This window comes from Pseudonocardia benzenivorans CB1190 (assembly GCF_000196675.2).
Lineage (GTDB): Bacteria > Actinomycetota > Actinomycetes > Mycobacteriales > Pseudonocardiaceae > Pseudonocardia > Pseudonocardia benzenivorans.
The window spans coordinates 1115563-1131700 of sequence record NC_015312.1 but is presented as its reverse complement, the minus strand read 5'-3'; the positions used below and the strand labels follow the sequence as shown (position 1 = coordinate 1131700).

The 16138-nt window shown below is 74.1% G+C and carries 19 protein-coding genes; 10 read left to right on the top strand and 9 right to left on the bottom strand.

What is annotated here, in order from left to right; genetic code table 11:
- Nucleotides 1-37: 37 nt before the first annotated feature.
- From PSED_RS05495 to PSED_RS05480, 4 genes are all read left to right on the top strand, one after another.
- Complete coding sequence (locus tag PSED_RS05495; protein ID WP_233899308.1) at nt 38-781, top strand: TetR family transcriptional regulator; 744 nt, start codon at nt 38-40, stop codon at nt 779-781.
- Nucleotides 778-1086: a DUF4873 domain-containing protein gene (locus PSED_RS05490; protein ID WP_013673265.1), complete on the top strand. Its 309-nt coding sequence runs from the start codon at nt 778-780 to the stop codon at nt 1084-1086. The genes PSED_RS05495 and PSED_RS05490 overlap by 4 nt, the downstream gene beginning before the upstream one ends.
- Before the next feature lie 61 nt (nt 1087-1147).
- On the top strand, nt 1148-1822 hold the full coding sequence (locus PSED_RS05485) for an ATP-binding cassette domain-containing protein (protein WP_013673264.1): 675 nt from the start codon (nt 1148-1150) through the stop codon (nt 1820-1822).
- A gap of 30 nt (nt 1823-1852) precedes the next feature.
- On the top strand, nt 1853-3793 hold the full coding sequence (locus PSED_RS05480) for a YhgE/Pip family protein (protein WP_013673263.1): 1941 nt from the start codon (nt 1853-1855) through the stop codon (nt 3791-3793).
- Between the two features lie 63 nt (nt 3794-3856).
- Here the strand turns inward: PSED_RS05480 and PSED_RS05475 are convergent, their stop codons facing one another.
- Nucleotides 3857-4087, bottom strand: coding sequence for a DUF3107 domain-containing protein (locus PSED_RS05475; protein ID WP_013673262.1), 231 nt, complete (start codon nt 4085-4087; stop codon nt 3857-3859).
- A 161-nt stretch (nt 4088-4248) separates the two neighbouring features.
- Entirely contained in the window at nt 4249-4908 is a 660-nt protein-coding gene (locus PSED_RS05470) for a ferritin-like fold-containing protein (RefSeq protein WP_013673261.1), read from the bottom strand.
- A 276-nt stretch (nt 4909-5184) separates the two neighbouring features.
- Here PSED_RS05470 and PSED_RS05465 point away from each other — a divergent pair, with 276 nt between their 5' ends.
- The gene (locus PSED_RS05465; protein WP_013673260.1) at nt 5185-7050 is read left to right on the top strand and encodes a DEAD/DEAH box helicase; all 1866 of its coding nucleotides are present in this window, start codon (nt 5185-5187) and stop codon (nt 7048-7050) included.
- A gap of 3 nt (nt 7051-7053) precedes the next feature.
- Nucleotides 7054-8307 (top strand): Rv3212 family protein, encoded by a 1254-nt coding sequence (locus PSED_RS05460; protein ID WP_013673259.1) that lies wholly within the window; start codon nt 7054-7056, stop codon nt 8305-8307.
- A gap of 46 nt (nt 8308-8353) precedes the next feature.
- On the opposite strand, the gene PSED_RS05455 is transcribed toward PSED_RS05460, so the two are convergent.
- From PSED_RS05455 to PSED_RS05435, 5 genes are read right to left on the bottom strand one after another with little or no spacing between them, the layout of a single operon-like run.
- Nucleotides 8354-8647, bottom strand: coding sequence for a hypothetical protein (locus PSED_RS05455; RefSeq protein WP_013673258.1), 294 nt, complete (start codon nt 8645-8647; stop codon nt 8354-8356).
- A complete protein-coding gene (locus tag PSED_RS05450) occupies nt 8644-9534 on the bottom strand; it encodes a RecB family exonuclease (protein WP_013673257.1) in 891 nt (296 codons plus the stop codon). The genes PSED_RS05455 and PSED_RS05450 overlap by 4 nt, the downstream gene beginning before the upstream one ends.
- 43 nt (nt 9535-9577) lie before the next feature.
- Nucleotides 9578-10441 carry a PHP domain-containing protein gene (locus PSED_RS05445; protein ID WP_013673256.1) on the bottom strand — a complete coding sequence of 288 codons (864 nt, stop codon included), beginning with the start codon at nt 10439-10441 and terminating at the stop codon, nt 9578-9580.
- Between the two features lie 51 nt (nt 10442-10492).
- Entirely contained in the window at nt 10493-11029 is a 537-nt protein-coding gene (locus PSED_RS05440) for a PH domain-containing protein (protein WP_013673255.1), read from the bottom strand.
- 4 nt (nt 11030-11033) lie between these two features.
- Entirely contained in the window at nt 11034-11192 is a 159-nt protein-coding gene (locus tag PSED_RS05435; protein WP_013673254.1) for a hypothetical protein, read from the bottom strand.
- A gap of 101 nt (nt 11193-11293) precedes the next feature.
- Here PSED_RS05435 and PSED_RS05430 point away from each other — a divergent pair, with 101 nt between their 5' ends.
- Nucleotides 11294-11689 (top strand): NUDIX hydrolase, encoded by a 396-nt coding sequence (locus tag PSED_RS05430; RefSeq protein ID WP_013673253.1) that lies wholly within the window; start codon nt 11294-11296, stop codon nt 11687-11689.
- A 13-nt stretch (nt 11690-11702) separates the two neighbouring features.
- Here PSED_RS05430 and PSED_RS05425 read toward each other — a convergent pair whose 3' ends face one another.
- On the bottom strand, nt 11703-12221 hold the full coding sequence (locus PSED_RS05425) for a MaoC family dehydratase (protein WP_013673252.1): 519 nt from the start codon (nt 12219-12221) through the stop codon (nt 11703-11705).
- A 292-nt stretch (nt 12222-12513) separates the two neighbouring features.
- Here PSED_RS05425 and corA point away from each other — a divergent pair, with 292 nt between their 5' ends.
- Both corA and PSED_RS05415 read left to right on the top strand, forming a co-directional pair.
- Nucleotides 12514-13617: a magnesium/cobalt transporter CorA gene (corA, locus tag PSED_RS05420; protein ID WP_013673251.1), complete on the top strand. Its 1104-nt coding sequence runs from the start codon at nt 12514-12516 to the stop codon at nt 13615-13617.
- Between the two features lie 18 nt (nt 13618-13635).
- Nucleotides 13636-14628, top strand: a complete 993-nt coding sequence (locus PSED_RS05415) for a DUF5914 domain-containing protein (protein WP_013673250.1) — start codon at nt 13636-13638, stop codon at nt 14626-14628.
- On the opposite strand, the gene PSED_RS05410 is transcribed toward PSED_RS05415, so the two are convergent.
- Nucleotides 14629-15423 (bottom strand): class I SAM-dependent methyltransferase, encoded by a 795-nt coding sequence (locus PSED_RS05410; RefSeq protein WP_013673249.1) that lies wholly within the window; start codon nt 15421-15423, stop codon nt 14629-14631.
- Between the two features lie 66 nt (nt 15424-15489).
- On the opposite strand from PSED_RS05410, the gene PSED_RS05405 reads away from it, so the two are divergent.
- Nucleotides 15490-16137, top strand: a complete 648-nt coding sequence (locus PSED_RS05405; RefSeq protein ID WP_013673248.1) for a metallophosphoesterase family protein — start codon at nt 15490-15492, stop codon at nt 16135-16137.
- Nucleotide 16138 lies beyond the last annotated feature (1 nt).

The window sequence follows — 16138 nt, the reverse complement described above, 5'->3', positions numbered from 1 at the left end:
TGCCGCGTCCCCGCACACCGGCCGGGACGCACCCCCGGTGAGCCGGGACGAGCGTCGCACCCGGCGGCGGAACGAGATGGTCACCGCCGCGGTCGAGGCCGTCCGCACGCACGGGGCCGGGGTGTCCGTCGCCGAGATCGCGGCCCGCGCGGGCATCACCAAGCCGGTGCTCTACCGCTACTTCGCCGACCGCGCCGACCTGCAGCGCGCCGTCGGCGAGCACGCCGTGGGGATGCTCATGCAGCGGATGGTCCCGGCGCTGTCGGCCGAGCTGGAGCCCCGCGAGCAGGTGGCCGCCGTCGTCGACGCGTTCCTCGCCGGGATCGAGGAGGAGCCGCAGCTGTGGCGGTTCGTCGTGCACAACCCCGTCGAGCGCGAGGCGGGCACCGAGCTCGTCGACGACGCCCGTGAGCAGATCGCCCGGATGCTCGCATCGCTCATCGGCGAACGGCTGCGCGCCGCCGGTCGCGACTCCGGCGGCGCCGAGGTGTGGGCGCACGGGCTCGTCGGCATGGTGCAGAGCGCGGGCGACTGGTGGCTGGAGCGCCGGACGATGAGTCGCACCGCCGTCACCGGCTACCTGACGAGCCTGATCTGGGGCGGCATCTCCGGCACCCTCGACGGGGCCACCGGTGATCGTTTCCCGGGAAACGGTTCCGCCGGCCGGAGCGAGTCAACCGGTGCGGACGACGGCGACCGCACCGGTCCGGGCACCCGCCCCGGCGCAGGGTCGTTGCGCGCCGTCCCCGATCCGCCCGCTGCCGGAGAGGCGAACCGATGACCGACCACGATCACGACGGCTACCGCGGACCCGCGACCCTGACCGTCCGCGGCCGGGAACTCGCCGTGCAGGCGCTGCTCGACGCGCGCCACGAGCCCCTCGACGGCCGGATGCACTGGTTCGGCCGGCTGACCGGCGACGACCTCGCCGACGCGCTCGGCTCGCGCACCGCCGACGCGGTGCTCACGACGCCCCTCGGCCGGTCGTCGGCCCGGGTCGGGGACGTCGACGCCTGGGGCCGCTACCGGGTCTCCGGCGTCGGCACCCCGCCGTTCGGCGTCCCGGCCGTGCACCTGGACGACTGAGCCTGCGCCGACACGCGCGCGACACCCTGCGGGCCGGGGGCCCGCACGGGAGGATTCGCGCATGTCGGAGGTGGGGCAGCCGGTGCTCGTCGCCCGCGGGGTGACGCTCGCGACGCGGCACGGGCGGGTGTTCGAGGGGATCGACGTGTCCCTGCCGCGCGGCGGGCTGCTGAGCGTGCACGGCCCCGCCGGCAGTGGTCGCACGATGCTGCTGCTCGCGCTGTGCGGGCGGGCCCGGGTGTCCTCCGGCGAGCTCGCCGTCGCCGGCCGGACCGACGGCCCCGGGCTGCGCCGCCGTGCCGCGCTCGCCCCGACCGGCGGCGCGGTCGCGCTCGAGCCGGAGCTGACCGTCGGCGCCCACGAACGGGAACGGCTGCTGCTCGGGCCCGCCCCGCGCTCCCTCGACGACGCCGCCGCACTGGTCGGCCTCGCGCTCGACCGCTCCACCCACGTGGCCGACCTGCCCCGCGTCGAGGCGGTACTGCTGGCCGTCGCCCTCGCCGCGCTCGGCGAGCCGGACCTGGTCGCGGCCGACGACGTCGACCACGGGCTGGGCGCCGACGACCTCGAGCGCGTCGGCGCAGCGCTGCGGGCCCTCGCCGACGCCGGGACGGCCCTCGTCACGACGAGCCACGATCCCCTGCCGTACGCCACCGCCACTCTGGCCGTGGGCACGGACGGGCTCGTCCGGAGCAGCCCCGTCGCCACCGGCGGCGGCCGCCACGAGAAGCCCTGACCGGGAGTACGTCGTGATCGGGAGTACGTCGTGACCGCGTTCCGCCTCGCCGCCTTCGAGCTCGCCCGGTTCCGCACCCCGCTGCAGCGCATCGCGCTCGTGTTCGCCGTGTGCGTACCGCTGCTCTACGGCGCGCTGTACCTGTGGTCGAACTGGGACCCGTACAACCGCCTCGACAGCATCCCCGTCGCCGTCGTGAACGCCGACGCACCGGTCGTGGTCGAGGGCCGCACCGTCGACGCGGGCGGGTTGTTCGTCGACCAGCTCAGGGCCGACCCGATCTTCGACTGGCGGTTCGTCGACGCCGCCGAGGCCGACCGCGGGGTCCGCGAGGGCGACTACTACTTCGAGATCGATGTCCCCGAGGACTTCAGCGCCGACCTCGCGAGCGGGGCGTCGGGCACGCCACGGCAGGCCTCGATGTCGATCGTGCTCAACGACGCGAACGGCTACGTCGTCGGGAAGATGGCCCAGACCGTGCAGTCCGAGCTCCAGAACCGCATCGACGCCGCGGCGGTCGCGGCCTACTTCGAGTCCGTCTTCGGCAACCTCGACCGGCTGCGCGCGGGCATCACCCAGGCCGCCGACGGCGCGAACGCCCTGCGCGACGGTGCCGGCCAGGCCCGTGACGGTGCGTCCGCGCTGGCCGACGGCCTCGGCTCGCTGCAGGCGGGCGCCGACCGGCTCGCGACCGGCGCGCACCAGGTCGCCGACGGCGACGCGCGGATCGCCGACGCCGTCGTGCCGCTGGCGAACCGGGTCGCCGACGCGATCCCCGAGGTCGCGACGAGCGCCCCCGACGCCGCGAACCGGGCGAAGGACCTCGCCACCCGGGCCGCGGACGCGGCGTCGACCGTCGCGGGCGGGACGGACTCCGTGCAGGCCTCCCTCACCGCGCTCGCCGCGGCCGACCCCGGCCTCGCCGACGAGCCCGCGTTCCGGGCGGCCCAGGCCGCGGCGGGCCGCGCGGCCACGGCGACCGGCGACGTCGCGACGAGGGCGGGCCAGGTCCGTGACGTGGCGACGACCGTCGCGAACGGCGCGGCGGCCCTCGCCGCCGACGCACCACAGCTGCAGGCGCGGGCCCGTCAGGCCGCGGCCGACGTCCAGGCACTCGCCGACGGCGCCGCGGCTGTCGCGACGGGCGCCGACCAGCTCCGCACCGGCCTCACCTCGGCCGCCGACGGCGCCCGCACCCTCGCTGCCGGGACCGACCGGCTCGCCACCGGCGCCGACCAGCTCGCGACGGGACTGTCGTCCGCGATCGGGGAGCTCCCCGTGCTCTCCGACGACCAGAAGCGGCGCGACGCCTCGACGCTCGCCTCCCCGGTCGCGGTCACGACGACGAACCTCAACCCCGCCGTCGTCTACGGCCGCGGCATCGCACCGCTGTTCTTCGCGATCGCGATGTGGGTCTTCGGGATCGTCGCGTTCCTGCTGCTGGAGCCGCTGTCGGCGCGGGCCCGGGCGAGTGCGCTCCCGACGCCCGTCGTCGCGCTGGCGGGGTTCCTGCCGCCGCTCGCGATGGCGCTGGTGGCCGCGGCGCTGCTGTACCTGGTGGTCGATCTCGGGATGGGGCTCGACCCGGCGCATCTCGGCGGCACGCTCGGCCTGCTCGCGCTCGGCACGACGACGTTCATCGCCGTCGCCCACATGCTGCGCGTCTGGCTCGGTGGGATCGCGAGCGCGGTGATCCTGGTGCTGCTCGTCCTGCAGCTGACGACGTGCGGCGGGATCTACCCCGTCGAGACGCTGCCCGCGCCGTTCCGTGCGCTGCACCCGGTGCTGCCGATGTCGTACCTGGTCGACGGCCTGCGTGTGACCCTGTCCGGCGGCTCCGGCGCCCACCTGGCCCGGGACCTGCTGGTGCTGGGCGGCTTCCTCGTCGTCACACTCGCGCTCACGGTCCTGGGCACCGCCCGCCGTCGGCGCTGGTCGCTGCCGGAGCTCAAGCCCGAACTCGCCCTCTGAACTGCGGAGACACCGCGGGCCCGGCAGGACGCGCCTGCCGGGCCCGGGTGCGGCATCCGAGGGTCAGCCGCCGACGGCGAAACCCACCTTGCGCACGTCGGCCGGCGCGATCTCGATGTAGGAGATGCGCGCGGCGGGCACGACGAATCGGTTGCCCTTGTCGTCGGTCAGGCTCACGAGCCCGTCGTCGGACTTCAGCGCGTCGCGTACCAGCTGCTCGACCTCGTCCGGGGTCTGGTCGCTGGACACCACGAGCTCCCGCGGGCTCTCCGCGATGCCGATCTTGACCTCCACCGGAGACCTCCAGGTCACGTGTCGTCGTTGCCGCATTCCCGTGGGAAGGGCCCCACGGGATCGATGCGACCCAGGCTAGTCGAGCCCCGCGGCCGCGGCGGCGGCGGCACGTCCGCCCAGGGCGAACAGCGGGTCCCGGTAGCGGGTCCCGCCAGCGAGTCTCAGTTGAGCCCGAGGTTCGCCATGCGCTTGCCGTGGTTGGACTGCACCCGCTTGATCAACGCGGCGATCCCGGCCAGGTCGCCGGAGCCGCGGACGATGAAGTCGGCCAGCTCGTCGCGCTCGGCGACGATGTGCTGGGCCTGGGTGACCGCCTCCCCGAGCAGCCGCCTGCCCCACAGCGCGAGCCGGTCGCGCACCTGCCGGTTCTGCGCGCAGGCGGCCTTGACCTCGCGTTCGGCGAAGGCGCTGTGCCCGGTGTCGGCCAGCACCCGGCGGACCAGCTCGCTCGTCGCGGGATCGACCCAGCCGGCGACCTCGCGGTAGAAGTCGGCGGCCAGCCCGTCGCCGACGTAGGCCTTGACCAGCGACTCCAGCCAGGTCCGGGGCGCGGTCGTCGTGTTGTAGGAGTCGAACGGCGCGACGAACGGCGCCATCGCCTCCTCCACGGCCACCCCGTGCCCGACGAGGTACTCCTCGAGCAGCTTGTAGTGCCCCATCTCGGCCGCAGCCATCGCCGACAGCGCGGCCCGCCCCGCGAGGGTCGGCGCGGTGCGGGCGTCCTCGGCCAGCCGGTCGAACGCGGACAGCTCGCCGTAGGCCAGCACCCCGAGCAGGTCGATCGTCGCCTGGGCCGGTACCGCGCCGGACGTCTCAGCCATGGGCCACGCCCGCCATGCGCCTCACCATGGTCCGAAGCCTAGTGTCCGCAAGGCGCGCACGGGTTCCGCAGCTCGCACGACTCCCCGCGGAGCCCGTCGGGCCGGGCAGCGGCGAGTGTCACGTCGCGCTCGGCGTGTCCGGCTTCCCCCCGGCAGCACTCCAGCAGGTATGATGAGGCCAGCGCAGCGCCCTGCACGACGTTTTCCAACCTTTCCCGGGCGCGCGCCCCGACCCGGCGGAGCCGGCTCCACAAGCGGAGCCGATCCATCGACGACATGGTGCGTGCAGCGCCTCGTCCGGTTCTCCCGCCCGAGCGTCCCGACGCCGGTGGTCGACGAACCGAGAACGGCTCCTGTGCGCGGAGAGAGGCGATCCCCCTGTCCGTCACTAGCGACGACACGAACGACGACATCACCACCGAGAACCACGGCGCCGAGAACCACGGCGCCGAGAACCACGGCGCCGAGAACGACGACCCCGGCACCGCCCCCGAGCTGAATGGGGCCGAGCAGGCCGAAGAGGCGCACCCGCTGCAGGCGGGCGCACCCGTCCGCGCGGACTCCCCCACCTTCGCCGAGCTCGGCGTCCGTCCCGAGATCGTCTCGGCACTCGCCGAGGTCGGCATCGAGCGCACGTTCGCCATCCAGGAGCTCACGCTGCCGCTGGCCCTGGCCGGCGAGGACCTGATCGGCCAGGCCCGTACGGGCACCGGCAAGACCCTCGGCTTCGGCGTCCCGCTGCTGCAGCGGATCGTCCCGCCGGCCGAGCGGCCCGCCGCCACCGCCGAGGGCGAGGCGGCCGACCGCACCAAGGACGTGCCGCAGGCGCTCGTCGTGGTGCCGACGCGCGAGCTGTGCGTCCAGGTCGCCCAGGACCTCACCGACGCGGGTCGCGACCTGGGCATCCGGGTCACGGCGATCTACGGCGGCCGGGCCTACGAGCCCCAGCTCAACGCGCTGCGCAAGGGTGTCGACGTGGTCGTCGGCACCCCGGGCCGGCTGCTCGACCTCGCCGAGCAGCGGCACCTCGCGCTGGGCCGCGTCGGCGTGCTGGTCCTCGACGAGGCCGACGAGATGCTCGACCTGGGCTTCCTGCCCGACGTCGAGCGCATCCTGCGCATGCTCCCCGAGGAGCGCCAGACGATGCTGTTCTCGGCCACGATGCCGGGCCCGATCATCGCGCTGTCGCGGGCCTTCCTGAACCGTCCGACGCACATCCGCGCCGAGGAGTCCGACCAGGGCTCCATCCACGAGCGCACGAAGCAGCACGTCTACCGCGCCCACGCGATGGACAAGGTCGAGCTGCTCACCCGGGTCCTGCAGGCCAAGGACCGGGGCCTGACGATGATCTTCGCCCGCACCAAGCGCACCGTCCAGCGTGTCGCCGACGACCTCGCCGAGCGCGGGTTCGCCGCCGCGGCCGTGCACGGTGACCTCGGCCAGGGTGCCCGCGAGCAGGCATTGCGCGCGTTCCGCTCCGGCAAGGTCGACGTGCTGGTCGCCACCGACGTCGCCGCCCGCGGCATCGACGTCACCGACGTGACCCACGTGATCAACTACCAGTGCCCCGAGGACGCGAAGACCTACGTCCACCGGATCGGCCGCACGGGCCGCGCCGGCAAGGAGGGCGTGGCGGTCACCCTCGTCGACTGGGACGAGATGCCGCGGTGGAAGCTCGTGTCCGACGAGCTGGGCCTGGGCATCGACGAGCCCGTCGAGACCTACTCGACGTCCGACCACCTCTACACCGACCTCGACATCCCGACCGACGCGACCGGCCGGCTCCCGCTGTCCAAGCGGACCCGCGCGGGGCTCTCGGCCGAGTACGTCGACACCGAGGGCGACCACCAGGGTGCCGGCCGCAGGCGCAACCGCGACGAGGGCGCCCGGCGTCCCCGGAAGGCCTCCCGCGCCCGGACCCGCACCCGCGGCGGGGTCAGCGTCGACGCGGCCGCGCCCGCCCAGCCGGCCGAGGGCGCGCCCACCGGGATCGCACCCTCGTCCGGGCCGGACGGCGCCGAGGGCGAGGCGGCCAGGCCGCGCCGCCGTCGCCGCCGCGGTGGCCGGCGCTCGGGCGCCACGGGTTCCTCCGCCCCGGAGGCCTCGGGCGGCGAGTCCGTTCCGGACGCCGCTGCAAGCTGATCGGTGCTGCGCGCGCGGAGCCCGGTCCGTCCTGAGCGGCGGACCCGGGCCGACGTGATCGTCGCCGTCGTGCTGGCGGTCGTGGTCCTCGGCGGCGGGGTGCTGTACTGGCGCTCCAGCGCCGCGGCCACGACCGAGTCGGTCACGGCGGCGCCGGGGACGTTCCCGCAGCCGCCCTCGTCGGCCGCGACGGTGCCGGCCGGGTTCACGCAGGCCTGGCGGGAACCGAGCGCCGCGACGTCGGCACCGCTGGTCGTCGGGCCCGCGGTCGTCACGGCCGACGGCGGCGCCGTCACCGGCCGCGACGCCACCACGGGCACCGCGCACTGGAGCTACACCCGCACCGCGCAGCTGTGCACGGCCGGCAGCGGGTTCGGCGAGGTCATGGCCCTGTACCGCAACCACGACGCCACCGCGTGCAGCGAGCTGACGGTGCTGGCGCCGTCGTCCGGCGCCCGGCGCGCACAGAGCAACCCCGACGCCCTGCCGGGCACCAGGCTGCTCGACACCGGCACGCTCGTCGCGATCACCGGGGCGAACTACGTGCAGGTCGTGCGGTCGGACCTGGTGAAGACGACCGAGTACGGAACCGTCGCCACCCCGGACCAGCCCGGCCGGCAGCCGCGGCCCGACTGCGACTTCGGGTCGTTCGCCGTCACGCAGGGCCGGCTGGCGGTGCTCGAACGCTGTCCCGGTGAGAGCGACGACCGGCTGACGGTCGTCGCCCCCGACGGCGGGTCCGACGCCACCACCCCCTCGGTGGTCTTCTCGCAGCCCCAGCCCGGCCCGCACGGCCAGGTCGTCGCCGCCTCCGGCGACCGGGTGGCCGTCGCGCGGCCCGCGCCGGCGCGGCTGGAGGTCGTCGACGGACAGGGCAATCTGGTCTCGACGTTCGCGGTCCCGGTCCCGGACGCCGACCTCGCGGCCGACCCGCCCGGCGGCGTCGCCCGCACGACGTCGGACAACCAGCACATCTACTGGTGGACGGGCTCGGCGACGGTCGCGATCGACCGCGGCGACCTGACCCCGGCCTGGACGCTGCCCGACACCTCCGGACCCGCCGTCCGCTACGGCGACAGCGTCCTCGTGCCGGTGCGCGGGGGGCTGCAGGTCGTGAACCCGGCGACGGGCGCCGTCGGCCGGACCATCCCGGTCGACCGCGGCAGCTGGACGGGGCCGGTGGTCCCGGGCGTGGCCGGGTCGGTCCTGCTCGAACAGCGCGGCCCCGAGCTGGTCGCGCTCACCCCGGCGCGCTGATCCGGCCGGGAGGAACCGGTCGTCGCGGGCCTGCCGTGAGAACGGCTCAGAAGAGCCAGTAGCCGCAGAGCACCGCGACGGCGACGGCGAGGACCAGCAGCGACGCCAGGAGCCCGATCCGGTCGCGCCTGCGGTCGGCCGTGACCTGCGCGACGACGCCCACCACGGCCGCTACCCCGTGCCCGACGAGCATCCCCGTCCCGGGACCCGGCGAGCCGGTGCGCGTGGTCACCGCCCAGCCGACGAGCAGCACGACGAACAGCGCCACCAGCCCGCCCGCGAGGATGCCGGACAGCCCGCGCAGCCGGCGCCCGGACGCCGCGACATCGGGCCCGGTCACGCGACGCCCTCCTCCGGCAGGTCGCGCAGGAACGCCCAGGGCTGCGGTGACGCGACGGCGGCCCGGCCCTCGGGGCAGTGCCGCCGGACGTCGCAGGTCGCGCAGGACGGCGACGGGCGCGGTGGGAACAGCGTCTCCGGGTCGCCGCCGTCGGCGAGTGCCTGCGCGGCGGCGTCGGCCTCGGCGGCGAGCGCGTGCGCGGCGTCGAGGTGCCCGCGCATCGACGCGGCGTCGTGCTCCCAGACCGCGACGTCGCCCGTCGGCACGTGGTGCAGCTCGACGCGCCGGCACGGCCGGTGCAGGGCAGCGCCGGTGGCGGCGGCGTAGAGGGCGAGGGCACGGGCCGTGCGGGCGTCGTCGTCGGTGGGCACGTGCCGCCCGGTCTTGTAGTCGACGACCACCGCCTCGCCCGCCCGGGTGTCGATGCGGTCGACCCGCCCCTCGACGACGAGCCGCGACGCGCCGCCACCGACGGTCTCGGACACCCAGCGCTCGACGCCCGCCGGATCCGACGCGGTGTCGCCCAGCTCGTGGTCGACGACGTAGCTCGCGAGCCAGCCCCGCGCGGCGCGCCTGTAGCGGCCTGCCTGCGCGGCGTCACGGAACCCCTCCGACGACCAGTTCCGGTCGAGCAGGTCGGCCGCGGCGGCGGGCGTGCGCGCCCGGGCCGGCAGCGCGAACAGCGCCCGCAACGCCAGGTGCACGACGGCGCCGAGCGTGTGGTGGGCCCAGGCGCCGCCGCGGGCCGGCGGCGGCCGGTCCAGGTAGCCCATCCGGAACCGGCGCGGGCAGGTCTCCCACGTGGCCAGCCGGGCCGGGGTGACCCGCGGCAGCGGCCGGACGTCGACGCCCAGGTCGAACCCGAGCTGGCCCGCGTCCGCACCCATGGCCGCCACGGTAGCGGCCGGGCCCGCGGACCCGGATGCGGGCTCAGCCCGTCACGAGCTCGACGCCGTCGGCCTTCGCGAGCAGCGCCTCGAACTGCTCGGGATCGGTCGTCTCGGCCGCGATGGGGATGGTCTTGTTCGTGCCGTGGTAGTCGCTGGAGCCCGTCGTGAGCAGCCCGGTCTCGGCCGCGAGCCCCCGCAGCAGCGCCCGGTCCTGCGGGCTGTGGTCGCGGTGGTCGACCTCGACACCGGTCAGCCCGGCGCCCGCCAGCTCCGCGATCACCGACGGCTCGACGACCCGCCCACGGCTGCGGGCCAGCGGATGGGCGAAGACGCTGACCCCACCGGCGTCCCGGATCATCTCGACGGCCCGGCGGACGGGCGTGTCGGCCTTCGGGACGTAGTACGGGCTGCCGGTGTAGAGCAGCTCGGCGAACGCCTGGTCGACCGAGGCGACGACGCCCGCCGCGACCAGCGCGCGCGCGAGGTGCGGCCGGCCCGCACTCGCGCCTTCGGGCAGCAGCGCGAAGACCTGCTCGGTGTCGACGGGATAGCCCGCCGCGGCCATCTTCGCGGTCATGGCACGCAGCCGCTGCGTCCGCTCACCGCGCAGCCGTTCCTGCTCGGCCGCGACCGCCGGGTGTGCGGGGTCGAACAGGTAGCCGAGCAGGTGCACGGCCACCCGGCCACCGCGCCCGTCGTCGGAGACGCACGAGAACTCCGCACCGCGGACCAGCCGCATCCCGGCGGGCAGCGCGCCGACGGCCCGCGCCCAGCCGCCGGTCGTGTCGTGGTCGGTGATGGCCAGGACGTCGACGCCCGCGGCCGCCGCCGTCGCGACCAGCTCCTCGGGCGTGTCGGTGCCGTCGGAGGCGGTGGAGTGGGCGTGCAGGTCGATGCGGGGCACGACCGGACGTTAACCCGCGTGCCGCGGCGCCGCCCCCACCACCCGGGACCCTCAGCGCCGCCAGCGGGGCTTCGACAGCATGCCCGTGGCGCGGGTCTTGCCCTTCTCACCGAACACGAGCTCGGAGAGGGCCTCGTAGATCTCCTCCGGCCGCGGCATGTAGTCGATCTTGTTGAGCGCCTGGATCTGGCCGGCGGACTCGACGACCATCGTCCCGTAGCCCAGCGTGCGCCCGGCGAGCGTGCGCCGGAACGTCAGGTCGGTGACCTTGCCCAGCGGCATCATGCCGACGTTGTGGACGATGATCCCCTGCGCGAGCATGACCCGCTTGTCGGTGATGACGATCCGCTCGATCCACCACAGCATCGTGAGGACGGTGAACCGCAGCAGGGCGACGAGCGCGAGGTAGAACGTCAGGTTGTCGAGGATGACGCTCTTGGGCATGTTGAGCTGGATGACCAGCATCAGGGCGAGGAACAGCCCCGTCTGCAGGATGTGCTTGGTCATCACCGCCCAGTGCTGACGCACCCGGATGACCCTGCGCTCGGTGGGGAGCAGGTACTCGTCGATCTCGCGGGGTGCCAGCACGGGATCAGAACAGCTGCTGGAAGAACGAGATGACCGACGTCGCGGCGTTGTTGAGGATGCTCCCGAGGTTCGACAGGAAGCCGGCCGCCGCGGACGGCGACGTGATGACGAAGAAGATCACGAGAGCGATCGCAAGAATGCCGACGATCTTCTTGACGTTCACCAGGACCCCGATCCGGCACGAGTTGACGCTGACTTGATCGTTTCTACCGGCACCCCGGTCGTCGAGGAACCGGCCACCCGGGCAGCGTACCGTGTCAATCGATGACCGAGGGTAGCCGACACGTGCCCTGTGTGGGTGCAATCGTCCACGACGACCACGGCAGGTTGCTCCTGGTGCAACGTGTCAACGACCCGGGTGCCGGCCTGTGGTCGGTCCCAGGAGGCCGGGTGGAGCCCGGGGAGACCGACGCGGACGCGGTGGTCCGCGAGCTGGCCGAGGAGACCGGGCTCGTCGTGGAGCCCGGCCCGCTCGTCGGCCGGGTGGTCCGGGGCCCGTTCGACATCGCCGACTACCGGTGCACGGTCGTCGGCGGGACGCTGCGTGCCGGTGACGACGCGGCCGACGTCCGCTGGGTCGATGCCGCCGGCTACGCGGCACTGCCGCTCGTCGACGGGCTCACCGAGACACTCGGCGCCTGGGGCGTGCTGCCCCGTTGAGATCGGACGCCGATCAGACCTGCGGGGTGGGGCGGCCGGGCTGCTCGCCGCCGCGGGTGTCGCCGTAGGAGCGCTTGGGGACCATCACCTTGCGCCGGAACGTGCAGACGACGGTGCCGTCCTGCTTGTAGCCGATGGTCTCGACGTAGACGACCCCACGGTCGTCCTTGGACTTCGACTCCGTCTTGTCCAGGACCCGCGTCTCGCCGTAGATGGTGTCGCCGTGGAAGGTCGGCTTCGTGTGCTTGAGGGACTCGACCTCGAGATTCGCGATGGCCTTGCCCGAGACGTCGGCCACGGACATGCCCAGCAGCAGCGAGTAGATGTAGTTGCCGACGACGACGTTCTTGCCGAAGTCGGTGGTCTCCTCGGCGTAGTGCACGTCCATGTGCAGCGGATGGTGGTTCATCGTGATGAGACAGAACAGGTGGTCGTCGTACTCGGTGACTGTTTTGCCCGGCCAGTGCTTGTAGACAGCCCCGACCTCGAATTCCTCGAAGTACCGACCGAACTGCAACGTCTTCGCCTCCATCAACGAGTCACCTGGTGGACGGGGTAATCTAACCCGTGGTCCAGCGGGATCGACCGGCCTCGGCCGGCCGCCTTCGTCACACCGACGGAGCAGCGAAGAAGGAGGTGGGCGCGGTGCCGACGGCACCCGGTTGCAGTAGTTGCCGCGTCCCCGCGAGGTGGTCCGCCGCAGGCTGAGCAGCTGCCGCAGGCCCGTGCAGGGACGCGAGACGCGTCGTGTTCCCGTACAGGGCGTCGCCGGTCGACGATCGACCGCGACACGGCCCTGCGCCTTGCCAGGCCTGGAGGTCCCCATGCCGCCGCTGTCCTCGATCCGCCCCGTCATCCGCGCGAGCGCGCGCAACCGGCTCAACGGCCGGGCGCCCACGACGCTGCCGAAGAAGCTGCGGGTCCCGATGTCGGCCTACGTCGTCGACTGCGCGGTCTACGTCGACGGCGGACGCCTCCCCGGCCGGTGGGCGCACGACGCGGCCATCGAGGAGGTCCGCAGGCGCGGCGACGGATTCGTCTGGATCGGCCTGCACGAGCCGTCCGACGAGCAGATCAACGGCATCGCCGAGACGTTCGGGCTGCACGAGCTCGCCGTCGAGGACGCCGTCAACGCCCACCAGCGGCCCAAGCTCGAGCGCTACGACGACACGCTGTTCATGGTGCTCAAGACGGTCTGCTACGTCGGCCACGCCGAGCCGAAGACGGCCAACGAGCTCGTCGAGACCGGCGAGGTGATGGTCTTCGTGGGCCGCGACTTCGTGATCACCGTCCGGCACGGCCGGCACTCCGGGCTGCGCGAGGTGCGGCACAAGCTGGAGTCCGACGCCGAGCAGCTGGCGCTGGGGCCCGCGTCGGTGCTGCACGCGATCGCCGACCACGTCGTCGACAGCTACCTCGAGGTCACCGAGGCCATCGAGGACGACATCGACGAGATGGAGGCCGAGGTCTTCACCCCGCGTTCGACGATGGACGCCGAACAGATCTACGTCATGAAGCGCGAGGTGCTGGAGCTGCGCCGGGCGGTGACGCCGCTCGTGGCGCCGATGCGCAAGCTCACGGAGGGCTACTCGTCGCTCGTGCCGCACGAGGTCCGGTCGTACTTCCGCAACGTCGACGACCACCTCTCGACCGTCGCCGAGCGCGTCGCGGGCTTCAACGAGATCCTGACGACGCTGGTCGACGCGATGCTCGCCCGGATCAGCATGCGGCAGAACAACGACATGCGGAAGATCACCGCGTACGCGGGGCTGATCTCCGTGCCGACGATGATCGCGGGCATCTACGGCATGAACTTCGACTTCATGCCCGAGCTGCACTGGCGTCTCGGATATCCGCTGGTCATCGTGCTCATCGCGCTGATCTGCGGTGGGCTCTACCGCAACTTCAGGAAGAACGGCTGGCTGTAGAGCGCTAGCCTCGCGGGGGTGACGGATCGTCCGCGCAACCCGCTGCGCAGGCTGCGCACGCCGGCCTGGTCGCAGCAGGACCCGGCCTGGCGTGAGGCCGCTCCCGCGCTGATCGACGCCGCGCTGCGCCGCGCGCAGGAGCGGCCGGCGGGCGGCTGGTTCGTGCTGGCCGCCGCCCGCGAGATCACCGGTCGCCGGGCGTTCGGGCGCGTCGTGGCCGGCCGTGAGGTCGTCGCCTGGCGGTCCGCCGACGGCGTCCTGCACGCCGGCCCCGGGGCCTGCCCGCACCTCGGCGCCGCGCTGTGCGACGCCCCCGTGCACGACGGCGCGCTCGTCTGCCGCTGGCACGGCCTGGCCCTGCCGCCGGAGGGCCGGCCCAACTGGCGCACCTACCCGGTGTACGACGACGGCGTGCTGGCCTGGGTGCGGCTCGACGGCGAGCCGCCCACCGACGCCCCGGTGCTGGGGCCGCGGCCGCCCCGGGGGGCCGGCATGGCCGCGGTCGCGACCGTCGTCGGACGGTGCGAGCCGCAGGACGTCGTCGCCAACCGGCTCGATCCCTGGCACGGCGCGTGGCTGCACCCGTACTCGTTCGCGTCGCTGCGCGTCCTCTCGGCGCCCCCGCGCGACTGCCCGCCCACCGAGGACCGCTTTCTCGTCGAGGTGACGTTCCGGGTCTCGCGAGGGCTCGGGGTCCCGGTGCACGCCGCGTTCACCTGCCCCGACCCGCGCACCGTCACCATGGAGATCGTCGACGGCGAGGGCACGGGCAGCGTCGTCGAGACCCACGCGACGCCCCTGCGCCCCGGCCCCGACGGGCTGCCCCGCACAGCGATGATCGAGGCCACGATCGCGACGTCCGACCGGGCCGGGTTCCGGCACGTCCGCCGGGTCGCGGGAGCCGTCCGTCCGCTGATGGAGCGCACGGCGCGCAGGCTCTGGCGCGACGACATGGACTACGCCGAGCGCCGCTACGCCGTCCGGACGGGACGCGCCGGGACGCGCGGCTAGCTAGACCGCGGGCACGCCCTCCGGCGGGGTCTCGATCTCCGCGACCTCGGGGTCGAGCAGCGGGTCGTCTGCGGGCGGTCCGGGTCGACGGCCCAGGAACGTGTGCACGACGTGGGTCTGCCAGCCGTCCATCGTCTGCACCCGGATGTCCTCGAAGCCCGCGGCCGACATGCGCCCGGTGAACGTCTCGACCCCGTCGAACGCCAGCACGCTGCGGCGCAGGTAGCGGTAGAGGTCCGAGGAGCCGGTGCGCAGCGTGCCCAGCGGGATGATCACCATGCCGCACACCAGGTTCCACTTCAGCCGGCTGCGGAACGAGTCGCGCACCGAGTACTCGTGCACCGCAAGGGGTGCTCCGGGGGCGAGCAGGTCGTACATCCGGGCGAGACCGGCGTCGCGGTCGCGCAGGTTGCGCACGAGATACGCGGCGAGGATGCCGTCGAACGGGCCGGTGACGCCGACGCGGTCGAGGTCCTCGAGCCGCGAGTGCACGAACCGCACCCCCGGCGGCCAGTTCTTGCGCCTGGCCTGCGCCAGCATCTCCGCCGACGCGTCGACCGCCGTGACCTGGGCCCCGGGCGCGGCGTCGAGCAGCGCGGCCGTCGACGCACCGGTGCCGCAGCCCAGGTCGAGCAGCCGCAGCCCGGCACCGCGGCCGAGGCCCATCCGGCGGGCGGAGAGCCGGAGGTGCTCGTGGTACCCGGGATTGGACCCGACGAGCTTGTCGTAGCTGCGCGCGTGCTCGTCGAACGCGCGGGGGACCGACGTCGGGTCCACCTTCTCGGTTCCGGGCACGCTCGCATCCTGACGCACCCGCGTGCGCCGCCCAAGCCGGACGCGCCGCCTCTACGCTGTGGATCGATGGTCAGAGCCCTTGCGGTCAGCGACGAGGAGGTCGCCGGTCTGCGCACCGACGCGGTCCGGCGGCTCGGCGTGGACGTCGTCGTCGCGGCCGGGGACCTGCCGTTCGACTACCTCGCCGAACTCTGCGACCGCACCGACCGCCCCGGCGTGCTCGTGCCCGGCAACCACGACGTCGACCTCTCCGGCTACCGCCAGCACCGCGGCATGTGGACCCGTGCCGGGCATCCCTGTCCCTGGCCGGGGCCCGCCGGCTTCGTCGACGCCGACAGCCGGGTCGTGGACGTCGCCGGCCTGCGCATCGCCGGCCTCGGCGGGTCCGTCCGCTATCGGCACGGACCCAACCAGTGGACCCAGGCGCAGCAGGCACGACGGGCCCGCCGGCTCGTGCGGGCCGCCCGCCGGCTGCAGCGTCGCGACGGGCGGGGCGTCGACGTGCTCCTCACCCACGCCCCGCCGCGGGCCTGCGGCGACCGCGAGGACGGCCCGCACCACGGCTTCGAGTGCCTGCACCACGTCGTCGCCGCGCTGCGCCCGCGGGTGCTGCTGCACGGGCACATCCACCCGCACGGCGAACGAGTCCCCGACCGGCGGATCGGCGCGACGCGGGTGGTCAACGTCGTCGGCCGGAAGATCCTGGAGCTCTGAG

What these genes read in the sequence shown, in the direction of transcription:
- PSED_RS05490 (WP_013673265.1), top strand. Translation starts at nt 778, where the DNA reads ATGACCGACCACGATCACGACGGCTACCGCGGACCCGCGACCCTGACC.
- PSED_RS05485 (WP_013673264.1), top strand. Translation starts at nt 1,148, where the DNA reads ATGTCGGAGGTGGGGCAGCCGGTGCTCGTCGCCCGCGGGGTGACGCTC.
- PSED_RS05470 (WP_013673261.1), bottom strand. Translation starts at nt 4,908, where the DNA reads ATGGCTGAGACGTCCGGCGCGGTACCGGCCCAGGCGACGATCGACCTG.
- PSED_RS05465 (WP_013673260.1), top strand. Translation starts at nt 5,185, where the DNA reads ATGGTGCGTGCAGCGCCTCGTCCGGTTCTCCCGCCCGAGCGTCCCGAC.
- PSED_RS05450 (WP_013673257.1), bottom strand. Translation starts at nt 9,534, where the DNA reads ATGGGTGCGGACGCGGGCCAGCTCGGGTTCGACCTGGGCGTCGACGTC.
- PSED_RS05430 (WP_013673253.1), top strand. Translation starts at nt 11,294, where the DNA reads ATGACCGAGGGTAGCCGACACGTGCCCTGTGTGGGTGCAATCGTCCAC.
- PSED_RS05425 (WP_013673252.1), bottom strand. Translation starts at nt 12,221, where the DNA reads ATGGAGGCGAAGACGTTGCAGTTCGGTCGGTACTTCGAGGAATTCGAG.
- corA (WP_013673251.1), top strand. Translation starts at nt 12,514, where the DNA reads ATGCCGCCGCTGTCCTCGATCCGCCCCGTCATCCGCGCGAGCGCGCGC.
- PSED_RS05405 (WP_013673248.1), top strand. Translation starts at nt 15,490, where the DNA reads ATGGTCAGAGCCCTTGCGGTCAGCGACGAGGAGGTCGCCGGTCTGCGC.